Annotated in this window: 15 protein-coding genes and 1 pseudogene; 7 read left to right on the top strand and 9 right to left on the bottom strand. The window is 71.4% G+C overall.

Annotated features, from left to right (window positions below; all coding sequences use genetic code 11):
• The 5 genes and pseudogenes from ACFV9W_RS35625 to ACFV9W_RS35605 all read right to left on the bottom strand — a co-directional run.
• A pseudogene (locus tag ACFV9W_RS35625) lies at window positions 1–774 on the bottom strand (1,4-alpha-glucan branching enzyme); the annotation flags it as partial.
• A gap of 56 nt (window positions 775–830) precedes the next feature.
• Complete coding sequence (locus ACFV9W_RS35620; RefSeq protein WP_385769560.1) at window positions 831–2,195, bottom strand: maltokinase; 1,365 nt, start codon at window positions 2,193–2,195, stop codon at window positions 831–833.
• Window positions 2,196–2,247: 52 nt separating this feature from the next.
• Complete coding sequence (treS, locus tag ACFV9W_RS35615; RefSeq protein WP_385769558.1) at window positions 2,248–3,942, bottom strand: maltose alpha-D-glucosyltransferase; 1,695 nt, start codon at window positions 3,940–3,942, stop codon at window positions 2,248–2,250.
• A gap of 47 nt (window positions 3,943–3,989) precedes the next feature.
• On the bottom strand, window positions 3,990–6,011 hold the full coding sequence (locus ACFV9W_RS35610) for an alpha-1,4-glucan--maltose-1-phosphate maltosyltransferase (protein WP_385769556.1): 2,022 nt from the start codon (window positions 6,009–6,011) through the stop codon (window positions 3,990–3,992).
• 214 nt (window positions 6,012–6,225) lie between these two features.
• Window positions 6,226–7,443, bottom strand: coding sequence for a S8 family peptidase (locus ACFV9W_RS35605; RefSeq protein WP_385769554.1), 1,218 nt, complete (start codon window positions 7,441–7,443; stop codon window positions 6,226–6,228).
• A gap of 226 nt (window positions 7,444–7,669) precedes the next feature.
• Between ACFV9W_RS35605 and ACFV9W_RS35600 the strand changes: the two genes are divergently transcribed.
• From ACFV9W_RS35600 to glgP, 3 genes are all read left to right on the top strand, one after another.
• Window positions 7,670–8,242 (top strand): 1,4-alpha-glucan branching protein, encoded by a 573-nt coding sequence (locus ACFV9W_RS35600; protein WP_385769552.1) that lies wholly within the window; start codon window positions 7,670–7,672, stop codon window positions 8,240–8,242.
• Between the two features lie 140 nt (window positions 8,243–8,382).
• Complete coding sequence (locus tag ACFV9W_RS35595; protein ID WP_385769550.1) at window positions 8,383–8,856, top strand: hypothetical protein; 474 nt, start codon at window positions 8,383–8,385, stop codon at window positions 8,854–8,856.
• 158 nt (window positions 8,857–9,014) lie between these two features.
• On the top strand, window positions 9,015–11,633 hold the full coding sequence (glgP, locus tag ACFV9W_RS35590) for an alpha-glucan family phosphorylase (RefSeq protein ID WP_385769548.1): 2,619 nt from the start codon (window positions 9,015–9,017) through the stop codon (window positions 11,631–11,633).
• 22 nt (window positions 11,634–11,655) lie between these two features.
• Here the strand turns inward: glgP and ACFV9W_RS35585 are convergent, their stop codons facing one another.
• The 3 genes from ACFV9W_RS35585 to ACFV9W_RS35575 all read right to left on the bottom strand — a co-directional run bounded on the left by ACFV9W_RS35585 (window position 11,656) and on the right by ACFV9W_RS35575 (window position 17,656).
• Complete coding sequence (locus ACFV9W_RS35585; protein WP_385769546.1) at window positions 11,656–13,698, bottom strand: M4 family metallopeptidase; 2,043 nt, start codon at window positions 13,696–13,698, stop codon at window positions 11,656–11,658.
• Window positions 13,699–13,964: 266 nt separating this feature from the next.
• Window positions 13,965–15,842, bottom strand: coding sequence for an ABC transporter ATP-binding protein (locus tag ACFV9W_RS35580; protein ID WP_385769544.1), 1,878 nt, complete (start codon window positions 15,840–15,842; stop codon window positions 13,965–13,967).
• Window positions 15,839–17,656 carry an ABC transporter ATP-binding protein gene (locus ACFV9W_RS35575; protein WP_385769542.1) on the bottom strand — a complete coding sequence of 606 codons (1,818 nt, stop codon included), beginning with the start codon at window positions 17,654–17,656 and terminating at the stop codon, window positions 15,839–15,841. Before ACFV9W_RS35575 ends, ACFV9W_RS35580 begins: the two co-directional genes overlap by 4 nt.
• A 166-nt stretch (window positions 17,657–17,822) precedes the next feature.
• On the opposite strand from ACFV9W_RS35575, the gene ACFV9W_RS35570 reads away from it, so the two are divergent.
• The 4 genes from ACFV9W_RS35570 to ACFV9W_RS35555 are packed head-to-tail and all read left to right on the top strand — an operon-like array spanning window position 17,823 to window position 21,604.
• Window positions 17,823–18,743, top strand: a complete 921-nt coding sequence (locus ACFV9W_RS35570; RefSeq protein WP_385769541.1) for an ABC transporter ATP-binding protein — start codon at window positions 17,823–17,825, stop codon at window positions 18,741–18,743.
• On the top strand, window positions 18,740–19,531 hold the full coding sequence (locus tag ACFV9W_RS35565) for an ABC transporter permease (RefSeq protein ID WP_385769539.1): 792 nt from the start codon (window positions 18,740–18,742) through the stop codon (window positions 19,529–19,531). The genes ACFV9W_RS35570 and ACFV9W_RS35565 overlap by 4 nt, the downstream gene beginning before the upstream one ends.
• Window positions 19,532–19,563: 32 nt before the next feature.
• Window positions 19,564–20,961, top strand: a complete 1,398-nt coding sequence (locus ACFV9W_RS35560; protein ID WP_385769537.1) for a sensor histidine kinase — start codon at window positions 19,564–19,566, stop codon at window positions 20,959–20,961.
• Window positions 20,951–21,604 (top strand): response regulator, encoded by a 654-nt coding sequence (locus ACFV9W_RS35555; protein ID WP_385769535.1) that lies wholly within the window; start codon window positions 20,951–20,953, stop codon window positions 21,602–21,604. The genes ACFV9W_RS35560 and ACFV9W_RS35555 overlap by 11 nt, the downstream gene beginning before the upstream one ends.
• Window positions 21,605–21,623: 19 nt before the next feature.
• Here ACFV9W_RS35555 and ACFV9W_RS35550 read toward each other — a convergent pair whose 3' ends face one another.
• A complete protein-coding gene (locus ACFV9W_RS35550; protein ID WP_385769533.1) occupies window positions 21,624–22,739 on the bottom strand; it encodes a haloacid dehalogenase-like hydrolase in 1,116 nt (371 codons plus the stop codon).
• Between the last annotated feature and the right edge of the window lie 10 nt (window positions 22,740–22,749).

The following is a 22,749-nucleotide window of genomic DNA, read 5'->3' as shown; positions in this document are numbered from 1 at the left end:
CGGCAGGTGCACCTCGTACACCGAGAACGCCGATTCGTGGACGGGGCGCGCGGCGCGTTTTTCCAGCCAGGCCTCGTCGCCCCACGTGTAGTGGGAGGCGTGGATCATCGAGGAGTTGGCCGGGGGTTCCTCGGTGCGGGTGGCGAGCGGGTCGGCGCGCATCGTCTTGCTGCCGTCGGGGCGGGTGATCTCGAACTTGTAGAGCTCGCCCTCGCCGATGTCCGGCACGAACAGTTCCCACACCCCGGACGAGCCGAGCGAGCGCATGCTGTGGGCCGCGCCGTCCCAGTAGTTGAAGGTGCCGACGACGCGGATGCCCTGGGCGTTGGGCGCCCACACCGTGAAGCGGGTGCCCTGGATGCCCTGGTGCTCCATGGGGCGGGCGCCGAGCGCGTCCCAGAGCCGTTCGTGCCGGCCCTCGGCCACCAGGTGCAGGTCGAGGTCGCCGAGGGAGGGGAGGAGGGCGTAGGAATCCGCGATCCGCTGGGTCGTGTCGGCGTACGTGATCTCCAGCTCGTACGCGGGCGGGATCTCGCGGAGCTGGAGCAGTGCGGTGAAGAATCCGTCGCCGTCGTCGTGGAGTTCGGCGTGCAGGCCCTCCGGGGTGGTGACGGCCACGTGTTGGGCGTAGGGGCGCCAGGTGCGGAAGGCGATGCCGCCGTGGGCGGCGTGTGCGCCGAGCACTCCGTGGGGGTCGTGGTGGGTCGCTGCGAGCAGCCGGTTGCGGTCGTCCGGGGGGACGGGGGCCGGGGTGGTGGTCGGGCGGCGGGTCACGGTGGGGGCCTCCTTGGGCGCCTCGTGTGTGCGTGCCGGAACTCGTGCGGTGCGACCTAGCTGCCCGCCAGGCGTTTCAGGGCTGCCAACGGGACCTGGAGCCAGTCCGGTCGGTGGCGGGCCTCGTACAGGGCCTCGTAGACGGCCTTGTCCGTTTCGTAGGCGCGCAGGAGGACCGGGGCTGTGCGGGGGTCGGTGCCCGTCACCTGCGCGTAGCCGTCGCAAAACGCGGCGCGGCAGGAGAGCGACCAGGCGCTCTGCGGGGCGGCGTAGTCGAAGGAGCGGAGCATGCCGGCGATGTCGCGGTGGACGGGGTGCGGCAGGCGGCGTTCCGCGAGGGGGCGGGTCGGTTCGCCCTCGAAGTCGATCAGCTTCCAGGTGCCGGACGGCTCGCGCAGGCACTGGCCCAGGTGCAGGTCGCCGTGGACCCGCTGGGCCTGCCAGGTGCGGCCCTCGGCGCCGAGCTGCGCGAGCGCGTCGAAGGCGGTGCGCAGGCTGTCGACGTAGGGGAGCAGCGCCGGGACCTGCTGCGCCGTCGACTCCAGTCGGTGCGTCATCGACTCGGCGAGCTGGTCGATGTGGGCGCGTGTATACGTGACCGTGGGCAGCGCGCGGGCCAGGGACGTGTGCACCTCGGCGGTGGCGCGGCCGATGTCGCGGGCCTGCGCCGTGAAGTCCTGCTGGTTGGTGACGTGCTTGAGGGCGAGGTCCCAGCCGTCGGCCGCGCCCCTGAGGAAGGGTTGGAGGAGGCCGAGCGTCGCGGGTTCGGCGGGGTGTGTCCCGGCCGTCTCGAACCAGGCGACCGGTGCGGGCACCCGGTCGCAGCCCTCGCGGGCCAGGGCCAGCGGGAGTTCCAGGTCGGGGTTGAGGCCGGGGACGACGCGGCGGAACAGCTTGGCGATGAGTGTGTCGCCGTACACGACCGAGGAGTTGGACTGTTCCGCCGTCAGGGGGCGGGGCGCGAGGTCGCGCGGGACCTCGCCGTGCGGGCCGCGGTGGAAGCGGAGGGCGCCGAGCGCGCCGGGTATTCGGAGCCGCTCCAGGAGGACGGCGCTGTGCCGCGGGTCCTGGAGCGCCTCGTACGCGGTGCGTCCCGCGAGCGGGCCGTGCGTGATGTGGCCGATCACGGCGGGCGCGAGGTGTGGGGCCGCGGCCTCGGCGGTGCCGATGAGCAGCTGGTAGCGGTCGCCGGGCCCCTCCTCGTCGGCCGGTGGTTGGTGGGCGCGGACGAGGAGGTGCAACAGGGCGGCGTCCGGCAGCAGTTCGGTGACGGAGTCCAGGGTGAAGCCGGTGACGGGGCGGCCCTTGCCCGCGAACCAGCGTTGGCGCGGCAGCCATTCGCGCAGCAAGGGGTCGAGCGACATGAGCAGCTCGGTTTCTCCGGCCGTCGGGGCGGCGGCCCGGGTTGCGGCTTCCGACATGGCGTCGCGTCCTTTCCCGGATATGCGTGGAGAGTGCCCAGGTATGTCGTCGTCAGTCCTTGCGGAGGCGGAACCAGTAGAAGCCGTGTCCGGCAAGGGTCAGCAGGTACGGGAGTTCGCCGATCGCGGGGAAGCGCACTCCGCCGATCAGTTCCACCGGGTGCCGGCCGTTGAATGTCTGGAGGTCGAGTTCGGTGGGCTGGGCGAAGCGGGAGAAGTTGTGCACGCACAGCACCAGGTCGTCGCCGTACTCGCGCAGGAACGCGAGGACCGCCGGGTTGGAGGAGGGCAGTTCGGTGTACGAGCCGAGGCCGAACGCCGGGTTCTGCTTGCGGATCTCGATCATCCGGCGGGTCCAGTGCAGCAGCGACGACGGCGAGGACATCGACGCTTCCACGTTCGTGACCTGGTAGCCGTAGACCGGGTCCATGATCGTGGGCAGGAACAGGCGGCCCGGATCGGAGGAGGAGAAGCCGGCGTTGCGGTCGGGGGTCCACTGCATCGGGGTGCGCACCGCGTCGCGGTCGCCGAGCCAGATGTTGTCGCCCATGCCGATCTCGTCGCCGTAGTACAGGATCGGCGTGCCCGGCAGGGAGAGCAGGAGCGCGGTGAACAGTTCGATCTGGTTGCGGTCGTTGTCCAGGAGCGGGGCCAGGCGGCGGCGGATGCCGATGTTGGCGCGCATCCGCGGGTCCTTGGCGTACTCCGCGTACATGTAGTCGCGTTCTTCGTCGGTGACCATTTCCAGGGTCAGCTCGTCGTGGTTGCGCAGGAAGATGCCCCACTGGCAGCCGGACGGGATCGGCGGGGTCTTGGCGAGGATCTCCGAGACCGGGTAGCGCGACTCGCGGCGCACCGCCATGAAGATGCGTGGCATGACCGGGAAGTGGAACGCCATGTGGCATTCGTCGCCGCCGGAGGCGGTGTCGCCGAAGTAGTCGACGACGTCCTCCGGCCACTGGTTCGCCTCCGCCAGCAGGACGACGTCGGGGTACTGGGCGTCGATCTCCTTGCGGACCCGCTTCAGCATCTCGTGGGTGGCGGGGAGGTTCTCGCAGTTGGTGCCCTCCTCGGCATACAGATACGGCACGGCGTCGAGGCGGAAGCCGTCGATGCCCAGGTCCAGCCAGAACCGCAGCGCGGCGAGGATCTCCTCCTGCACGGCCGGGTTCTCGTAGTTCAGGTCCGGCTGGTGGGAGAAGAAGCGGTGCCAGTAGTACTGCTGGCGGACCGGGTCGTACGTCCAGTTCGACGCCTCCGTGTCCACGAAGATGATCCGGGCGTCCGCGTACTGCTTGTCGTCGTCCGCCCACACGTAATAGTCGCCGTAGGGGCCTTGGGGGTCGGAGCGCGACTGCTGGAACCACTCGTGCTGGTCGCTCGTGTGGTTCATGACGAAGTCGATGATCACGCGCATGCCCCGCTGATGCGCCGCGTCCACGAACTCCACGAAATCGGCCAGGTCGCCGAACTCGGGGAGCACCGAGGTGTAGTCCGAGACGTCGTAACCGCCGTCCCTGAGCGGCGACTTGAAGAACGGTGGCAGCCAGAGGCAGTCGACGCCCAGCCACTGGAGGTAGTCCAGCTTCGCCGTGATGCCTTTGAGGTCGCCGACGCCGTCGCCGTTGCTGTCCTGGAACGAGCGGACCAGGACCTCGTAGAAGACCGCGCGCTTGAACCAATCCGGGTCCCGGTCCTTCGCAGGGGTGTCCTCGAAGGTGTCCGGGACGGGCTCATTCATCATCATGGTGTGGGTGACCCTTCGAATCCCATGTCCCGAGTGCTCCTGAGAGTTCATCGCGGCGTGGCGGGCGGCGCCAGGACGAGGATGTGCGCGGGCGTGCGGCCCGGCTCCAGGCGCACATAGTTCGTCCTGCCCCAGTGGTACGTGTCGCCGGTGAGTTCGTCGCGCACCGGCACGGAGGCGTGCCAGTCGAGGCCCAGGTGCGGCATGTCCAACGACACCGTCGCCTCCTGGGTGTGGTGGGGGTCGAGGTTCACGACCACCAATACCGTGTTCGAGCCCTGTGCGGACGCGGTGGTCTTGGAGTACACGAGCACCGCGTCCTTGTCGGCCCGGTGGAAGTGCACATCCCGCAGGGTGCGCAGGGCCGGGTTGCGGCGCCGGATCGCGTTCAGTGAGGTGATCAGCGGGGCGATCGTGCGGCCCTCGCGTTCGGCCGACTCCCAGTCCCGGGGCCTGAGTTGGTACTTCTCCGAGTTCAGATACTCCTCGCTCCCGGCGCGCAGCGGGGTGTTCTCGCACAGTTCGTAGCCGCTGTAGACGCCCCAGGTGGGCGAGAGCGTCGCGGCGAGCACGGCGCGCAGTTCGAAGGCGGGACGGCCGCCGTCCTGCAGGAACTCGTGCAGGATGTCGGGGGTGTTCACGAAGAAGTTCGGCCGCATATAGGCGGCCGCCTCTCCGCTCAACTCCTCGGCGTACTCGGTGAGTTCGCGCTTCGAATTGCGCCAGGTGAAGTACGTGTACGACTGCTGGAAGCCGACCGCGGCCAGGGTGTGCATCATCGCGGGGCGGGTGAACGCCTCCGCCAGGAAGATCACGTCCGGGTCGGTGCCGTTGATGTCGGCGATCACCTGCTCCCAGAAGGCGACCGGCTTGGTGTGCGGGTTGTCGACGCGGAAGATCCGCACCCCGTGCCCCATCCACAGCCGCAGGATCCGCACCGTCTCCGCGATCAGGCCCGGCAGGTCCTTGTCGAAGGCGATGGGGTAGATGTCCTGGTACTTCTTCGGCGGGTTCTCCGCGTACGCGATGCTGCCGTCGGGGCGATGGTGGAACCAGTCGGGATGCTTGTCCACCCAGGGGTGGTCGGGCGAGCACTGGAGCGCGAAGTCGAGGGCCACCTCCATGCCCAACTCCCGGGCGCGGGCCACGAAGGCGTCGAAGTCCTCGAAGGTGCCCAGGTCCGGATGGAGCGCGTCGTGGCCGCCCTCGTGCGAGCCGATCGCCCACGGCACCCCCACGTCATAGGGGCCCGGGGAGAGCGAGTTGTTGGGGCCCTTGCGAAACGTGGTGCCGATGGGGTGCACGGGCGGCAGATACACCACGTCGAATCCCATCCCCGCGATCGCCGGAAGGCGCCGGGCGGCCGTGCGGAAGGTGCCGCTCACCGGCGGCTTCCCGGCCTCCACCACGGCCCCCTCGGAACGCGGGAAGAACTCGTACCAGGACCCGAACAGCGCCCGCTCACGCTCCACCAGGAGGGGCAACTTGCCGCTGCGCGTGACCAGTTCGCGCAGTGGATGGCGGGCGAGGATCCGGCTCACGTCGGGGGCGAGCGCGGCGGCCAGCCGGGCGGGGGCCGGGCGGGTGGTGTCGCGGAGGGTGGCGGCGGCTCGCACAATCGTTTCGCGAAGCGGTGCGGGGGCGCCCTTCGCGGCGCGCTCGTGCAGCAACGCGCCCTCTTCCAGGACGAGTTCGGTGTCGATGCCCGCCGGAATCTTGATCTTCGCCGTGTGCCGCCACGTGGCCACGGGGTCGCCCCACGCCTCGATCCGGTACGTCCAGTGGCCCGGCGCGTCCGGGGTGACCTCGGCGCCCCAGCGGTCGGTGCCGGGGGCCAGCTCGCGCATCGGCGTCCAGGGGCCCGGCTCGCCGCCGGGCCCGCGCAGCACGACGTTCGCGGCGACGGCGTCGTGCCCCTCCCGGAACACGGTGGCCGTGACCAGGAAGGTCTCGCCGACCACGGCCTTGGCGGGGCGCCGGCCGTGCTCGACGACCGGGCGGACGTCACGTATGGGGATGCGGCCCATGATGGCGCGCGGTGTCCTTGGCGTAGGGCGCTTTGAGGGCATGACCGCTCCTGTCCGCGGGGGATCGGGGGTGCGGAGACGAGATTCGGGGAGAGGGCCGTGCGGTGAAGCCGTGCGGCGTACCGGTGGAGCCTTCCACGCTCCACCGACGGGCAATCCGTGTCGTACCAACTACTCGTCACTACTGGCGCGTAAGGGAACACATAAGACCGGCCCCGCCGAAAACGACGGGACCGGACCATGAACTCACCTCCTCCTACGGGTTGTTCACCTGAAGCAGCTTGTTCGGCGAGCCGAGGCCCGCGCCCGACACCTTGCCCGTCGCCGCCCGCCCGACCAGCGCCTTGCTCACATCGGCGGGCGAGGCCGTCGCGTGCTCGCCGAGGTACAGCGCGGCCGCGCCCGCGACGTGCGGCGAGGCCATCGACGTACCGGAGAAGGTGGCCTTCCCCGAGTCGCTCTTGTACGAAGCGGACGTGATGTCGACGCCGGGTGCGAACAGGTCGAGACGAGTACCCCAATTGGAGAAGCTCGCACGCGCGTCCTTCTTGTCGCTCGCGCCGACAGTGATCGCTTCCTTCACACGGGCCGGCGAGTACAGCTCCGCGGGCATGCCGTCATTGCCCGCGGCCACCGTGTAAGTGACGCCGGACGCGATGGAGTTGCGCACGGCGGCGTCGAGCTGCGCGTTGGCGTAGCCGCCGAGGCTCAGGTTCGCCACGGCCGGCCGCTGGGCGTGCTTGGTCACCCAGTCGATGCCCGCGAGCACCTGCGCCGTCGTACCGGAGCCCTCGTCGTCGAGCACGCGCACGCCGACCACGTCGGCCTGCTTGGCGACGCCGTACGTCTCGCCCGCGACGGTCCCGGCGACATGGGTGCCGTGCCCGTTGCCGTCCTGGGCCGTCGAGTCGTTGTCGACGAAGTCCCAGCCGCTCGTGGCCCGTCCGCCGAAGTCGCGGTGGGTGGCACGGATGCCGGTGTCGATGACGTAGACGTGCACACCGGTGCCCGCGGACTCGGGCCAGGTGTACGACTTGTCGAGCGGCAGATCGTTCTGGTCGATGCGGTCCAGGCCCCACGAGGGCGGGTTCTTCTGCGTGTGCTCCATCGTGACCTGGGAGTCCTGGACGACCGACGCGACGTTCCCGTCGGCCGCGAGCCGCTTGGCCTGTCCCTCGCCGAGCGTCACCGCGTAGCCGTTGAGCGCCTTGCTGTAGGTGTGGCGTATTTTCGCCCCGTATTTTTCCGCGAGGCCCTTGCCCGCCTCGGACGGCGCCTTCGTGTCCCCCTTCAATGTCACTATGTAGCTGCCCGCTATGGAGCCCGGTTCCCCGGCGCCGAATATCCGTCCCTGCGCGGGGGCGGCGTCCGCGGGCAGCGTGATGGCCGAAAGCACCGCGACCGTGGCGACCGCGGTGAGCCCGCCGGCCCAGCGCGTCCGTCGCTTTCGCGTCACTCGCACGGTCCCTGCCATGGATGAGTTCCCCTCCTCAACTCGGCGCGGTGTCACGCCAGTTGGCAGCCTCTCGTGCGGTGTGAAGCGCCACAAGGAGGCATGAGGTGGCGGAATCGGCCATATCGGTCGTGAGGGTTGTGCGGTTGAGTTGCGGCGTTTTTCGGTCGCCGTGCGGGAGTTCCGGCCGCCCGGGCGGGAACGCAATTGCCTGGCGCGGCGCCCGGCGAGGTCCGATGATGAAGCCGTGTCGATCATTCACCGCACCACACTGAAGCCCACCAAGCTCGAACTCCTCGCCGACTGGCTGCCGAAGCAGCCCTGGTACCGGGGCTCCGGAACCCCGGAGCTGACCAAGGCGGGCGGGTTCCGGCTCGACGACCCGGCCGGCGAGGTCGGCCTCGAGTTCATGGCCGCGACGGACGCCTCGGGCCCCGAGCCGGTGACGTACCACGTGCCGATGGCGTACCGCGGGGCCCCGCTGGAGGGCGCTCCGGACGACGCGCTCATCGGCACCGTCGAGCACGGCGTCCTCGGGAGGCGCTGGGTGTACGACGGGGCCAAGGACCCGGTGCTCGTACGGGAGTTGACCGCGCTGCTGCAGGGCGACGTGCCCGCCCACGCGCAGAGCGTCGACGGGGCGCTCGACCCGACCGTGCACGCCCGCGTCACCGGCGACGGCGTGCGGCCCGAGATCGTGCGCGTCCTGGAGGCCGGGTCGAAGGCACCGGACGATGCCCTCGGCGAGGTGTCCGCCGAGTGGGACGCGGAGGGGGAGCGGCGGGTCCGTGGGGTTTTCGTGGTGGTCCGCGCCGGCTGACGAGCTCTGGGCGTTGCGTGCCTCTGGGTGATCATGAAATCTGGCATCGTGGGAAGGTCGCCGATGACCTACGGCGACGACTTCCTGCACCGACGTCCGAATGGTTTGGATGTGGTTTTTTGATCTGGGGGGCAACACGCATGACAGCGACCCGACGTCCGCGACGGCTTGCACGCATCTTCACGGGGGCGGCCCTCGCGGTGGGCGCGCTGCTCGGCGCCGCGGCCGCACCGGCCGCGGCCTACGACCCCAACCCCGACGCCTCGGTCACCTACCGGCAGGCCGCGGGCGGCAGCGTCGGCGCCGAGGTGGCGCTGACGCAGAACGGTTCCCGCCTCGGTGAGGTGGAGTTCCAGCCGGAGACGCAGCAGCTGCGGGTGTACGACACCCGCAACGACGGCGACACGTTCTACGTGCACGTCTCCGCCACGGCGAACGGTGTCACGCACAACCTGGGCACGTACGCGGCGCCCGGCGGCGAGGCGCCCGTGGACTTCCTCGTGAAGGACTTCCACCTGGCCAAGGGCACCTCCGTCGACATCGAGGTGTACGACGACGCGGCACTCACCGACTACATCGGCGGGGCGCGCGGCACCGGGGCGGCCATCGCCTGACAAGGGCCTCCAGGGGCATCCGCGTACGGCGGTCCGGGCGCACGCAGCGCGTGCCCGGACCGCCGTACGCGTTCCGGCGCCGTGGCACGCCCCGCGGGAGGGCGGCTACCGTCGGGAGGCGACTCCGGCATCCGACGCGCAACCGCAGAGGTGAGCACGTGAAGGCCATCCGTCGATTCACCGTCCGCCCGGTCCTGCCCGAACCCCTCGCCCCGCTGCACGACCTGGCGCGCAATCTGCGCTGGTCCTGGCACACCGGGACCCGTGACCTGTTCGCCGCCGTGGATCCCGGCCGCTGGGCCGCGTCCGGCGGCGACCCGCTGCGGCTGCTCGGCAGCGTGCCTCCCGAGCGGCTCGCCCACCTCGCGGGGGACGAGGACTTCCTTGCGCGGCTGAGCGAGGTCGCCGACGATCTGCGCGGCTATCTGCACGACGACCGCTGGTACCAGGAGCGGTCGCGGTCCTCTCAACTGCCCGCCGGAATCGCCTACTTCTCGCCCGAGTTCGGCATCACGGCCGCGCTGCCGCAGTACTCGGGCGGCCTCGGGATCCTCGCCGGCGACCACCTCAAGGCGGCGAGCGACCTGGGGGTGCCGCTGATCGGCGTAGGACTCCTGTACCGGCACGGCTACTTCCGGCAGTCGCTCTCGCGGGACGGCTGGCAGCAGGAGACGTATCCGGTCACCGACCCGAACGAGCTGCCGCTGAACCTGCTGCGGGAGGCCGACGGCAGCCCTGTGCACCTCGCGCTCCCCCTCCCCGGCGGCAGGCGGCTGCTCGCGCGGGTGTGGCAGGCGCAGGTCGGCCGGGTGCCGCTGCTGCTGCTCGACTCGGACGTCGAGGAGAACGACGCGCACGAGCGGGACGTGACCGACCGGCTCTACGGCGGCGGCAGCGAGCACCGGCTGTTGCAGGAGATGCTGCTCGGGATCGGCGGGGTGCGTGCGGTGCGCGCGTACTGCCGGCTCACCGGGCACCCGGCGCCCGAGGTCTTCCACACCAACGAAGGGCACGCGGGCTTCCTCGGCGTGGAGCGGATCGCCGAACTCGCCAAGGGCGGCACGGACTTCGACTCCGCGCTCGAAGCCGTGCGGGCGGGCGCCGTCTTCACGACGCACACCCCCGTCCCCGCCGGCATCGACCGCTTCGACCGGGAGCTCGTCGCCCGCCACTTCGGGGCCGCGGCCGAGCTGCCGGGCCTCGACGTGCAGCGCATCCTCGGGCTCGGCATGGAGACGTACGCGGGCGGCGACCCGAACGTCTTCAACATGGCGGTGATGGGGCTGCGGCTCGCGCAGCGCGCCAACGGCGTCTCCACACTGCACGGGTCCGTCAGCCGCGCCATGTTCGCCGGACTGTGGCCGGGATTCGACGTCGAGGAGGTGCCGATCGCCTCCGTGACCAACGGCGTGCACGCGCCCACCTGGGTCGCGCCCGAGGTGTACCGGCTCGGCGCCCGGCAGATCGGGGAGCGGCGCACCGAGGACGCCCTGTCGGTCGGCGGCTCGGACCGCTGGGACGCCGTCGGCGAGATCCCCGACCGGGACATCTGGGAGCTGCGCGGCGCACTGCGTGGGCAGCTCGTCGACGAGGTGCGCGAGCGGCTCGCCGCGTCCTGGCGGCAGCGCGGCGCGGGCGCCGCCGAACTCGGCTGGATCGACGGCGTGTTGGACCCGAACGTGCTCACCATCGGCTTCGCCCGCCGCGTCCCCTCGTACAAGCGGCTCACGCTGATGCTGCGCGATCCGGACCGGCTGATGCGGCTGCTGCTCGACGAGGAGCGGCCCGTGCAGATCGTCGTCGCGGGCAAGGCGCACCCGGCCGACGACGGCGGCAAGCGGCTTGTGCAGGAACTGGTCCGGTTCACCGACGACCCGCGGGTGCGGCACCGGATCGTCTTCCTGCCCGACTACGGCATGGCGATGGCGCAGAAGCTCTATCCGGGGTGCGACGTCTGGCTCAACAATCCGCTCCGGCCCCTGGAAGCGTGTGGCACCTCCGGCATGAAGGCGGCGCTCAACGGCTGCCTCAACCTGTCCGTCCTGGACGGCTGGTGGGACGAATGGTTCGCGCCCGACTACGGCTGGGCCATCCCCACGGCCGACGGCACGGCCACGGACGAGCACCGGCGCGATGACCTGGAGGCGGCCGCGCTGTACGACCTCCTGGAGCGCCGCGTGACCCCGCGCTTCTACGAGCGGGGACCCGACGGGCTGCCCGACCGCTGGATCGAGATGGTCCGCCAGACCCTCACCCACCTCGGCCCGAAGCTCCTCGCGGGGCGCATGGTCCGTGAGTACGTGGACCAGCTGTACGCCCCGGCCGCCGCGTCGGCCCGCTCGCTGGGAGCGGACGCCGCCCGGGACCTCGCCGCGTGGAAGGCGCGGGTGCGGGCCGCCTGGCCGCGGGTCACTGTCGACCACGTGGAGGCGTCGGCAGGTGGCGCCGAGCTGGGCGCCACGCTCGGGCTCCATGTCCGGGTCGCGCTCGGCGAGTTGGGACCGGACGACGTCGAGGTGCAGGCCGTCGCGGGCCGCGTCGACACCGAGGACCGGATCACCGAACCGACGACGGTGCCGCTGAAGCCGGTCGGCGGCCCGGACGGCGAGGGGCGCTGGGCGTACGAGGGGCCGCTGGCCCTCGACCGCAGCGGACCCTACGGGTACACGGTCCGGGTGCTGCCGGCGCATCCGCTGCTGGCGTCTGTGGCGGAGACGGGGCTCGTGGCGCTGCCGACGGAGGCGACGCAGGAGGGGGCCGGGGTCCTGCTGCGCTGACCCCGGCCCCACGACTACTGCTCTACGGGAACGTCAGCTTGAAGCTGTTGATGTAGCCCGTGTCCTGCTGACCGAGGTCCTGGACCTTCAGCTTCCAGGTGCCGTTCGCGGTCTCGGCGGAGGCGTTGACCGTGTACGTGGTCTGGATGTTGGGCGTCGGGTCGTACACCGAGCTGTGCAGCCGGTACGTTCTGCCGCTCGGGCCGACCAGGTCCACCTGGAGGTCGCCGCTCCACGTGTGGACGATGTCGACGCCGACCTTCAGCGTGGACGGGGCCGCGCCGCTGATGCCGGTGACCGGGACGGAGGAGGTGACGGCCGCCCCCGGGTAGTCGGGGATGTTCACGTTGGCGTCGTTGGTGAACGTCTTGCCGGTGCCCGGGTCGCCGCCGCCGGAGCGGGCGCCGACGGCGACGCCGGCCCACGCGTCCTGCACGGCCTTGTACTCGGCGGACGTCGTCCCGTACAGCTCACCGGCGACCGCGAGGGTGCCGGTGCGGGCGCCCGCGTAGTTCGTCGTCGACGTGAACTTCGTGGTCAGCGCCTTGAACCAGATCAGCGCGGCCTTGTCGCGGCCTATCCCGGTGACCGGGAGGCCGTCGGAGGTCGGCGAGTTGTAGGTGACGCCGTTGATCGTCTTCGTTCCGCTGCCCTCGCTGAGCAGGTAGAAGAAGTGGTTCGCCGGACCCGAGGAGTAGTGCACGTCGACGTTGCCGATGCCCGAGTACCAGGCGTCCTTGGACGCGCCGTCCTTGCTCGGCTTGTCCATGTAGCGCAGCGGGGTGCCGTCGCCGTTGATGTTGATCTTCTCGCCGATGAGGTAGTCGCCGACGTCGGAGGAGTTGTTGGCGTAGAACTCCACGGTGGCGCCGATGATGTCGGACGTCGCCTCGTTCAGGCCGCCGGACTCGCCGGAGTAGTTGAGGCCCGCGGTGTTCGACGTGACGCCGTGCGTCATCTCGTGCGCGGCCACGTCGATCGAGGTGAGCGGCTTGGTGTTGCCGCTGCCGTCGCCGTACGTCATGCAGAAGCAGCTGTCGTCCCAGAACGCGTTGACGTACGCGTTGCCGTAGTGGACCCGGCTGTACGCGCCGACGCCGTCGCCGCGGATACCGGCCCTGCCCTGCACGTTCTTGTAGTAGTCCCAGGTCAGCGCGGCGCCGTAGTGGGCGTCCGCGGCGGCCGTCTCGGTGTTGGAGGCGGAGCCGTTGCCCCACACGTCGTCGGCGCCGGAGAAGAGGGTGCCGGTGCCGGACGTGCCGCGGTTCAGGTTGTACGTCTTGTGGGCGCCGCGCGTGGTGTCGTTCAGCGTGTACGAGGAACCGGACTGCGCGGTGCCGAGGGGGACGGTGCCGCTGTACTGGGTGTTGCCCGTGCCCGTCTCGATGGCCTGCCACTCGTGGAGCTTCTTGCCGGTGGTGGCGTCGGTGATCACGTGCAGCTGGTTCGGGGTGCCGTCGTGCTGCAGGCCGCCGACCACCGTCTCGTACGCGAGGGTGGGCTTGCCCTTCGTCGCGCCCTGGCCGAGCCAGACGACCTTGCGGGGGGCCTTGTCGGCCTCGGTCTTCTTCGAACCGTCGGCCTTGGCGAGGGTGAGGGCCTGGGTCTCGGCCTTGGCCGGTTTCAGCGTGGCGGTGGTGTCGACGCTCTTGAGCTCGGCCTTGGCGGCCTTGGTGACGCTCTTCTCGGTGCCGGACTTCGTGGCCTCGACGATCAGGTCGCCGCCCAGGACCGGGAGCCCGTCATACGTGCGCTCGTAACGGGTGTGGGTGGTGCCGTCCTTGTCCTGGAGGACGTCCCGTACGACGAGCTTCTCCTGCTTGCCGAGGCCGAGGTCCTTCGCGGTGTCGGCCTTGCCGGCGTTCGCCTCGCGCATCAGCTCGGCGCGCTTGGCGGGGGAGAGCTTCGCCGGGAGGGAGCCCGGGTCGGCGCCGTTCGACGCGTCGGCGGTGGCGGGGAGGGTCTGGAACGTGACCGTCAGCAGCGCGGCGAGGGTGCCGGCGGCGAGGGCCGAGGCCCGGCGTCCGGGCGAGCCGGGTCTGTGGGAGGTGGTGTTCTTGCGCAACGCTGAACTCCTTACGCGTGACCGCGGGTCGGCGGTCAGTGGGGACCGGGCGGAGGGTGTCCGGCCGGGCAGAGCGCAATGCGGAGTGGTGCGGTTGGGAGAGTGGCACCAAGCGCTGCCGCGTGTCAGGGGCCCGTCAACAGGTTGGCCGGAAATCGTTCGTTGTCCGGTGTGCGTGGTTCGTTAGCCGGTGATGTGGTTGCGGTCGCGGGGCTCTGCCCCGGACCCCGCGCCTCAATCGCCGGCGGGGCTTGAAGGGGCCGAGCTCAGCCGATCACGCTGTCGCGCCACGCCCGGTGGAGGTCGGCGAACTCGCCTGTTCCCGCGATGAGTTCCGACGGGGGGCCGTCCTCGACCACCTTGCCCGCCGCCATCACCAGGACCCTGTCCGCGATCTCCACCGTCGACAGCCGGTGCGCGATGACGACCGCCGTGCGGCCGCGCAGCACCGTCCGCATGGCCCGCTGCACCGCCCGCTCACCGGGGATGTCGAGCGAACTGGTCGCCTCGTCGAGGATCAGCACCGCCGGGTCGGCGAGGAGGGCACGGGCGAACGCCACCAACTGGCGCTGGCCTGCCGAGATCCGGCCGCCCCGCTTGCGGACGTCCGTGTCGTAGCCGTCGGGGAGCGCCGCGATGAAGTCGTGGGCACCGATGGCCTTCGCGGCCTGTTCGATCTCCTCGCGACTCGCCTCGGGGCGGCCGATCGCGATGTTCTCGGCGACCGTCCCGGAGAACAGGAACGCCTCCTGCGTCACCATGACGACCCCGCGCCGCAGCTCCGCGCCCGACAGGTCGCGCAGGTCCACCCCGTCGAGCAGGACCTCGCCGTGCGAGGGGTCGTAGAAGCGGGCGAGGAGCTTGGCCAGGGTGGACTTGCCCGCTCCCGTCGAGCCGACCACCGCCACCGTCTGCCCGGCAGGCAGCGTCAGGTCGAAGCGGGGGAGGACCTCGCCGCCCGTGCGGTAGCCGAAGGAGACCGACCGGAACTCGACCTCGCGGCCCGGCTGTTCGCTCTCCCGGCCGGGCAGCGGGCGCGGTGTGGCCGATTCCGGTACCGAGGGGGTCTGCACCAGCAGGCCCGCGATCTTCCGGAGGGACGCGGCCGCGCTCTCGTACGCGTTGAGGAACATCGCCAGGCGGTCGATCGGGTCGTACAGGCGGCGGATGTAGAGCACCGCGGCTGCCAGCACGCCGAGTTCGAGCGTGCCGCCCGCGACCCGGTACGCGCCCCACAGCACCATGCCCGCCACCGCCGTGTTCGCGAGCAGCCGGGAGCCGACGACGTAGCGCGCCATCTCCAGCATCGCCGTGCCGTTGGAGCGCTCGTGCCGGTGGTTGAGGCGGGCGAAGTGCTCGTCGTTGGCCCGTTCGCGGCGGAAGGCGCGGACGGGACGGATGCCGTTCATGGTTTCGACGAACTTCACGATGACGGCGGCGATGGCCGAGGAGCGCTCCGCGTACGCCCGCGCCGCCCGCTGCCGGTACAGCCGGATCAGGACGTACAGCGGGGCGAAGGACAGGGCGGCGACCGAGCCGATGCCGAGGTCCAGCCAGAGCAGCATGGCCGTGATGTAGACCGAGCCCACGATGACGTTGACCAGTTCTTGGAGGCCCTCGCTGAGCAGTTCGCGCAGCGCCTCGACGTCCGTGGTGGCCCGCGAGATGACCCGCCCCGACGTGTACCGGTCGTGGAAGTCGACGCTCAGCGCCTGCGCGTGCCGGAAGATGCGGCCGCGCAGGTCGACCAGCACGTTCTGGCTGACGAGGGCCGAGAGCCGGACGTACGCGTACACGAACGCGGCCGAGCCGACCGCGCACAGCAGGAAGCCCGCGCCGACGACGACCAGCGGCCCGTAGTCGTGCGCTCGCAGCGCCGGGACCGCGCTGTCGATGGCGTACGCGACGATCAGGGGCCCCGACTGCACGGCGGCCTGTTGCAGGAGCAGTGCGAGGACGGTGAGGGCCACCATGCGGCGGTGCGGTGCGAGCAGCGAGCGGAGCAGGCCGCCCGTCGCGCCCTCGGGCGTCGGCAGGTCGTCCTGGTCGAAGGGGTCGCCGGGGGAGTGCGGCCGGACGTCCTCGGGGCGCTGCGGTTCGCCCTGCGCACCCGCCTTGTCGCCCGGCTTCGCGGTCGTCGTCATACGTGCTCCGTCTCCGTCTCCGCGTCCGTCTCCCCGGTGTGCTCGCCCGACATCAGGTGCCTGTACTCGGCGTTCGCCCGCAGCAGTTCGTGGTGGGTGCCGACCGCCGTGATCCGGCCCTGCGACAGCAGCGCCACCCGGTCGGCGAGCAGCACGGTGGACGGCCGGTGCGCGACCACGAGCGCCGTGCTGTCGGCGAGCACCCGGCGCAGCGCGGCCTCCACCGCGGCCTCCGTGTGCACGTCGAGCGCGGACAGCGGGTCGTCGAGGATCAGGAAGCGGGGCGTGCCCACGACGGAGCGGGCCAGGGCGAGGCGCTGGCGCTGACCGCCGGACAGGCTCAGGCCCTGCTCGCCGACCTCCGTGCCGACGCCGTCGGGAAGCCGGTGCGCGAACTCGGCCTGTGCGACGCCGAGCGCCTGCTCCAGGTCCGCGGCCCCCGTGTCCTCGGGGGCTCCCATCAGCACGTTCTCGGCGACCGACGCGGAGAACAGGGTGGGCTCCTCGAACGCCACGGACACCAGCTCGCGCAGCTCGGCGCGCGGCATCGCCGTGATGTCCCGGCCGTCGAGCGTGATGCGGCCCTCCGTCACGTCGTAGAGCCGGGGCACGAGCGCGGTGAGCGTGGTCTTTCCGCTGCCGGTGGAGCCGACGAGCGCCATGGTCTCGCCCGAGCGGATGTGCAGGTCGACGCGCGCCAGGGTGGGGACGGAGTCCTCGGCGGCGTCGGGGTAGCGGAAGGCGACGCCCTCGAACCGCAGGCCGTCGCCCGGGTGTTGGCCGTCCGACGCGGCCAGGACCCGCTGGTCCTCCGGATCCGCGTCCAGCACCTCGAAGTACCGTCGCGTCGCCGTCGCCGCCTCCTGGCTCATCGCGAGCAGAAAGCCGATGGACTCGATCGGCCAGCGCAGCGCCAGCGCCGTGGACAGGAACGCGACGAGCGTGCCCGCGGACAGCGAGCCGTCGGACACCTGGACCGTGCCGATCACCAGGGCCGCGCCGAGCGCCACCTCGGGAAGGAGAGTGATCACCGTGAGGATCCCGGCGAGGAGGCGCGCCTTGAGCAGTTCCGTGCCGCGCACCGTGCGCGCCAGGTCCCGGAAGGCGCGGGCCTGGCTGCGGTGCCGGCCGAAGCCCTTGATGACGCGGATGCCGAGGACCGACTCCTCGACGACCGTCGTCAGATCGCCGACCTGGTCCTGCGCGCGGCGCGAGGCGTGCGCGTACCCGCCCTCGAACTTGTAGCAGAACGCGATCAGCGGGACGACCGGGGCGAGCAGGACGAGGCCGAGCCCCCAGTCCTGGACGATCAGCACGGTCAGGCCGGCCAGGATCGTCACGCCGTTGACGATCAGGAACGTCAGCGGGAAGGCGAGGAACATCCGCAGCACCATCAGGTCCGTCGTGCCGCGCGACAGCAGCTGGCCCGAGGCCCACCGGTCGTGGAAGGAGACCGGGAGCCGCTGAAGATGCCGGTACAGATCGGCCCGCAGCGCCGCCTCCACCCCCGCGAGCGGCCGCGCCACCAGCCACCGGCGCAGGCCGAACAGGAGCGCCTCCGCGATGCCGAGCGCGAGCAGCACCCCGGCGCCCAGCCACACCCCGCCCGGATCGCGCTCGGTCACCGGGCCGTCCACGATCCACTTCAGGACCAGCGGGAAGACAAGCGCCAGGCACGACGCGAGCACCGCCACGAACGCCGCCCCCGCCCACCGCGCGCGCACCGGACGCACGTACGGCCACAGCCGCAACAGCGTCCGCACGACGGAGAGTTGGCCGGTCGTCTCTGTGGTGGCACGTGTCGTCGTCGGCATCAGGGGCGAGCCTACGGTTTGCCACTGACAACGCCCACCGAGTTTCGGTCGCCCGACCGCAGGGGCCCCGCCCCGGAGTCGTACCGTCCATCAACCGATCGGTTGATGCGTGCTCAAGCGCGATGGCCGATGCCCCCGCAGGGCCCGCGCGGCGAGTCTTGATGCCATGACCACCACCACAGCACCGCTCATCGAGGTCGCCGGGCTGCGCAAGACGTATGCCGGGCGGGCCGTCGTCGACGGGGTGTCCTTCACCGTCGGCGAGGGCGAGATCTTCGGCATCCTCGGGCCGAACGGGGCGGGCAAGACCACCACCGTCGAGTGCGTCGAGGGGCTGCGCGCGGCCGACGAGGGGCACATCCGGGTCGCCGGGCTCGATCCCGTGCGCGACCACGCACAGGTCACCGGCATCCTCGGCGCCCAGCTCCAAGAGAGCGAGATCCAGCCGAAGCTGACCGTCCGCGAGGCCCTTGAGCTGTACTCGGCCTTCTATCCGGCGCCCCTCGACTGGCGGCCGCTCGCCGACCGGCTGCGGCTCACCGACAAGCTCGGCACCCGGTTCGCGAAGCTCAGCGGCGGCCAGAAGCAGCGCCTGTTCATCGCGCTCGCCCTCGTCGGCAACCCCCGCGTCGTCGTCCTCGACGAGCTGACCACCGGGCTCGACCCGCGCTCGCGCCGCGACACCTGGGAGCTGATCGAGGAGGTGCGCGACAGCGGCGTCACCGTCCTCCTCGTCACGCACTTCATGGAGGAGGCGCAGCGGCTCTGCGACCGGATCGCCGTCATCGACAGGGGCCGGGTCGCCGCGCTCGACACCCCGGCGGGCCTGATCAGCCGGGCCGCCGGGTCGACCGTCATCTCCTTCACACCGTCCGCGCCGCTGGAGGAGGGCGCGCTGGCCGGGCTGCCCGCGCTCACCTCCGTGGACCACAAGGACGGCCGGGTGACCCTCACCGGCACCGACGACACGGTCACCGCGCTCCTCACACTGCTCGCCCGGCAGCACGTCACCGCCCACCAACTCCGGGTCTCCGACGCCACATTGGACGACGCGTACCTCGACCTCACGGGAGCCGGCCAGTCATGATTACCGTCACCGCACCCACGACCACCGACGCCGCGCCGACCGGCCGGGCAGCCGGCGACCGGGCCGTCCTCAAGGCCGAGTTCACCCTCTTCAGGCGCGAGGCCGGCAGCCTCATCGGGATCCTGCTGTTCCCCGTCGTACTGCTTGTGATCCTCGGCTCCATCCCGGCCTTCCGCGAGCCCGACGCGGGGCTCGGCGGCCTCCGGCTCGTCGACGCGTACGTCCCGGTCACCGTGCTGGTCGGCATGATCTCGGGCGGCGTCCAGTCGATGCCGCCGATCATCACCGGGTACCGCGAGCGCGGCATCCTGCGCCGGATGTCGACCACGCCGGTGCGGCCGACGGCCGTCCTCGGCGCGCAGATGGGCATTCACGGCGCGGCCGTCCTCGTGTCGGTCGCCCTCTGTCTCGCCGTCGGCCGCATCGCCTTCGACGTGGCGCTGCCCCGGCAGGCCGGGGGATATCTGCTCGCGCTCGTCCTGTCGGTCGTCGTCGTCCTCGCCCTCGGCGCGCTGATCGCCTCCCGGGCCCGTACGACGAAGATCTCCAACGCGATCGGCTCGGTCGTCTTCTTCCCCGCGTTGTTCTGCGCCGGCGTCTGGCTGCCCGTGCAGACGATGCCGGACACGCTGGCGAACATCGTCGAGCTCACGCCGTTCGGCGCCGCCGCGCAGGCCCTCGGCCAGGCCGCGGCGGGCGACTGGCCGGCCTGGTCGCACCTGCTGGTGCTCGCCGTGTGGGCCGTGGGACTGACCGGCGTGGCCGCGCGCTGGTTCCGCTGGGAATGACCGTTCCGGTGCGAATGACCTTGGAGGCGGGCGTGGTCGCGCAGACTGGGGACATGGACGAGCGGGACCAGGGCGGGCCGGGCGCCGATCCCGGTGCGGACGTGCGGCGGAGCGGCGGGCGGCCCCTCGTGGGCTACGGATCGGGCCCCGTGCCCGGCGACGTGCTCGCACCGCTCGACTCCGGCGCCGCCGATGTCGAGCAGCGCTGGCGCTCCTTCCACCGGTGGTCGCCGTACACCCTGCTCGCCGTCGGCACCGTGATGGCGGTGCCGACGAACGGCGCCTTCGGCCTCGACCGCGTGGACTGGTGGGCGATGGGAGCGCTCGTCGCGGCGGCCGTCGTCCTGGAGGCCGTCGCCCTGCGTCTCGGGCTCGCCCGCAAGGGGCCTTCGGTGGCGGGGAGCGTCTACTACTGGCTGCGCTGGGGGCTCGCCTTCTGTCTCGCGTGGCTCAATCCGCTGTACGCGTTCTACGCCGCCATCGGCTACTTCGGCGCCGGGCGGTTCCTGCTGCCCCGGCTGGTCAAACCGGGCCTCGCCGCCTCCGCGGTGATCCTCGCCGGATCGCAGGCGGGTGGCCTGCCGCCGGGGAACACGGCGCAGTGGGCCCTGTTCGGCGCGCTCCTCGCGGTCAACCTGGGTCTGGTCGCGGCCATGGTCCACCTCGACACGAAGGAGGGCGAGCGCTCCCTCGCCCAGGTCGCCACCATCGCCGAGCTGGAGCGCACCAACAAGGCGCTCCAGGACGCGCTCGACGAGAACGCCGCGCTGCACTCCCAACTCCTCGTCCAGGCGCGGGAAGCCGGCATCTCCGACGAGCGGCGCAGGCTCGCCGCCGAGATCCACGACACCATCGCCCAGGGCCTGACCGGGATCATCGCCCAGCTGCAAGTCGTCGCGAACACCGACGACCGGGGCCTGGCCCGGGAGCACCTCGACCGGGCCGCCGACCTCGCCCGGCACAGCCTCGGCGAGGCCCGCCGCTCCGTGCACAACCTTGCGCCCGCCGCCCTCGACGACGCGACGCTCGCCGAGGCCCTCAAGAAGACCGTCGCCGACTGGTCGTCCCGCACCGGCGTCCGCGCCGACTTCACCCTCACCGGCACCGCCGAACCGCTGCACGAGGAGATCGAGGCGAGCCTGCTGCGGATCGCCGAGGAGGCGCTGTCGAACGCCGCCCGGCACGCGGCCGCAACCCGCGTCGGCGTCACCCTGTCCTTCATGGCGGGCCAGGTCACCCTCGACGTGCGCGACGACGGCCGCGGCTTCGACCCCCTCGCCCTGCCCGCCCGCTCCGGCAGCGGCGGCTTCGGCCTCGACGGGATGCGGGCCCGCGCCGAACGGCTCGCGGGCGGCGTCACCGTCGAGTCCGAGGAAGGCGGCGGCACCGCGATCTCCGCTCACGTACCTTTGGTGCGCCATGACCAGTGACTCCGCGCCTCCCGCCATCAGCCTGCTGATCGTCGACGACCACCCCGTCGTACGGGACGGTCTGCGCGGCATGTTCGAGTCGACCACCGGCTTCACGGTCGTCGGCGAGGCGGCCAACGGGGTGGAGGCCGTCGCCCGCGCCGCCGCCCTCGACCCGGACGTCGTCCTCATGGACCTGCGGATGCCGGGCGGAGGCGGCGTCGACGCGATCCGCGAGCTGGCCGGGCAGGGCGTGCGGGCCCGCGTCCTGGTCCTCACCACGTACGACACGGACTCCGACACGCTGCCCGCGATCGAGGCGGGCGCCACCGGCTACCTGCTCAAGGACGCCCCGCGCGAGGAACTCTTCACGGCGGTACGTGCCGCGGCCGAGGGCCGCACCGTCCTCTCACCGGCGGTGGCGTCCCGCCTGGTCACGGCCGTGCGCACGCCCGCGCCCGCCGTCGACGAGACGCTCTCGGCCCACGAGCGCGAGGTCCTCGTCCTGGTCGCGAAGGGCACCTCGAACAAGGAGATCGCCCGCGAGCTGTTCATCAGCGAGGCCACGGTCAAGACCCATCTCACCCACATCTACGGCAAGTTGGGCGTGAAGGACCGCGCGGCGGCGGTCGCGGTGGCGTACGACCGGAAGATCCTCGGCTGAGGCCCGGATACGCGACGGCTCAGCGGATCTCGTCCGGGGTGACCGTCACCCACCGCTTGTCGGCGGTCACCTTCTGGCCCAGCTCCTTCTGCCGCTTCGCCCCGTCCGCCTTCATGGCGTCCAGCTCCTTCATGTAGCTGTCCTTGCGGTTGACCCACACCCGCACCCCACCGTGCGCCACGTCCACCGACCGGAACAGCATCGGGCCGTCGCTCTTCGGCGTGTCCCCGGCGGCCAGGATCGGCTTCTTCCAGGCGTCGATGTACGTGCTGATGGCGGCGGGCTTGCCCTCGTACCAGGTCGCGGGCGCCCACAGCTTCGGCGTCAGCTCCCGGTCCTGAAGCGCCTTCTGGTCGAACGTCCCGGCGGCGATCTCCTTGCGCGAGCTCGTCACGTCACCCGTCTCGCGGTCCTTCAGGAGCGCGGCGACGCCGATGACGTTCTCCGGCTTCACGTCGTAGCCGTACTTCGGGTCGGCCAGCACCATCCGGACGAGGTCCTCGCTCGCGGCGCTCACCACGTACACCTCGATGCCGTGCGAGCGCAGCGCGCGGTACAGCTCGCGCATCCCCTCCGAGAACTCCGGCGGCTTCGCGCCGCCCGGCAGCGGCCCGTCGTACGCGAGCAGTTCGTCGACCCAGCCCTTGAGCTGCTTCAGCGTGAACCCGGCGTAGATCTGCGCGGCCCACGGGTAGCAGACCTGGTCGTCGATCTCGCACAGCCGGTTGTAGTACTCGGTCAGCGTCTCCTTGTGGTCCGCCGTGTCCTTGAAGGGGACCACCTCCAGCGACGGGTCCATCGTGTCCCGCGTCAGGACGCCCTTCTGCTCCAGGAACGGCAGCAGCGACTCCTCCAGGTCGTTGCGGTACGTCGTGTTGTCCGCGTCGAACGTCGCGTACGCGCCCTTCTCGCCCTCGTGCGCCGCCACGACCCGGGCGAGCCGCTTCGCCTGCGCCCGCGGCCAGTGCTTCAGCTGGGCGGCGACGGCCCGCGCCGTCGCGTCCCGTCCTGTGGCGGCCTTCGCCTCGGTGTCGGGCCACAGCACGGTGGTGGCGAGCGTCGCGGCGAGGGCGGCGCCCACGACACCGGCGACGAGGGGCTTCTTGCGCAGGGAGTTCTTTCTGGCTTCGGTCACGGCGCGCCAC

This window comes from Streptomyces sp. NPDC059897, from assembly GCF_042730865.1.
In the GTDB taxonomy this organism is placed as follows: domain Bacteria; phylum Actinomycetota; class Actinomycetes; order Streptomycetales; family Streptomycetaceae; genus Streptomyces.
Note: the sequence above shows the minus strand (reverse complement) of the source record. Positions and strands in the feature narration are given on the sequence as shown.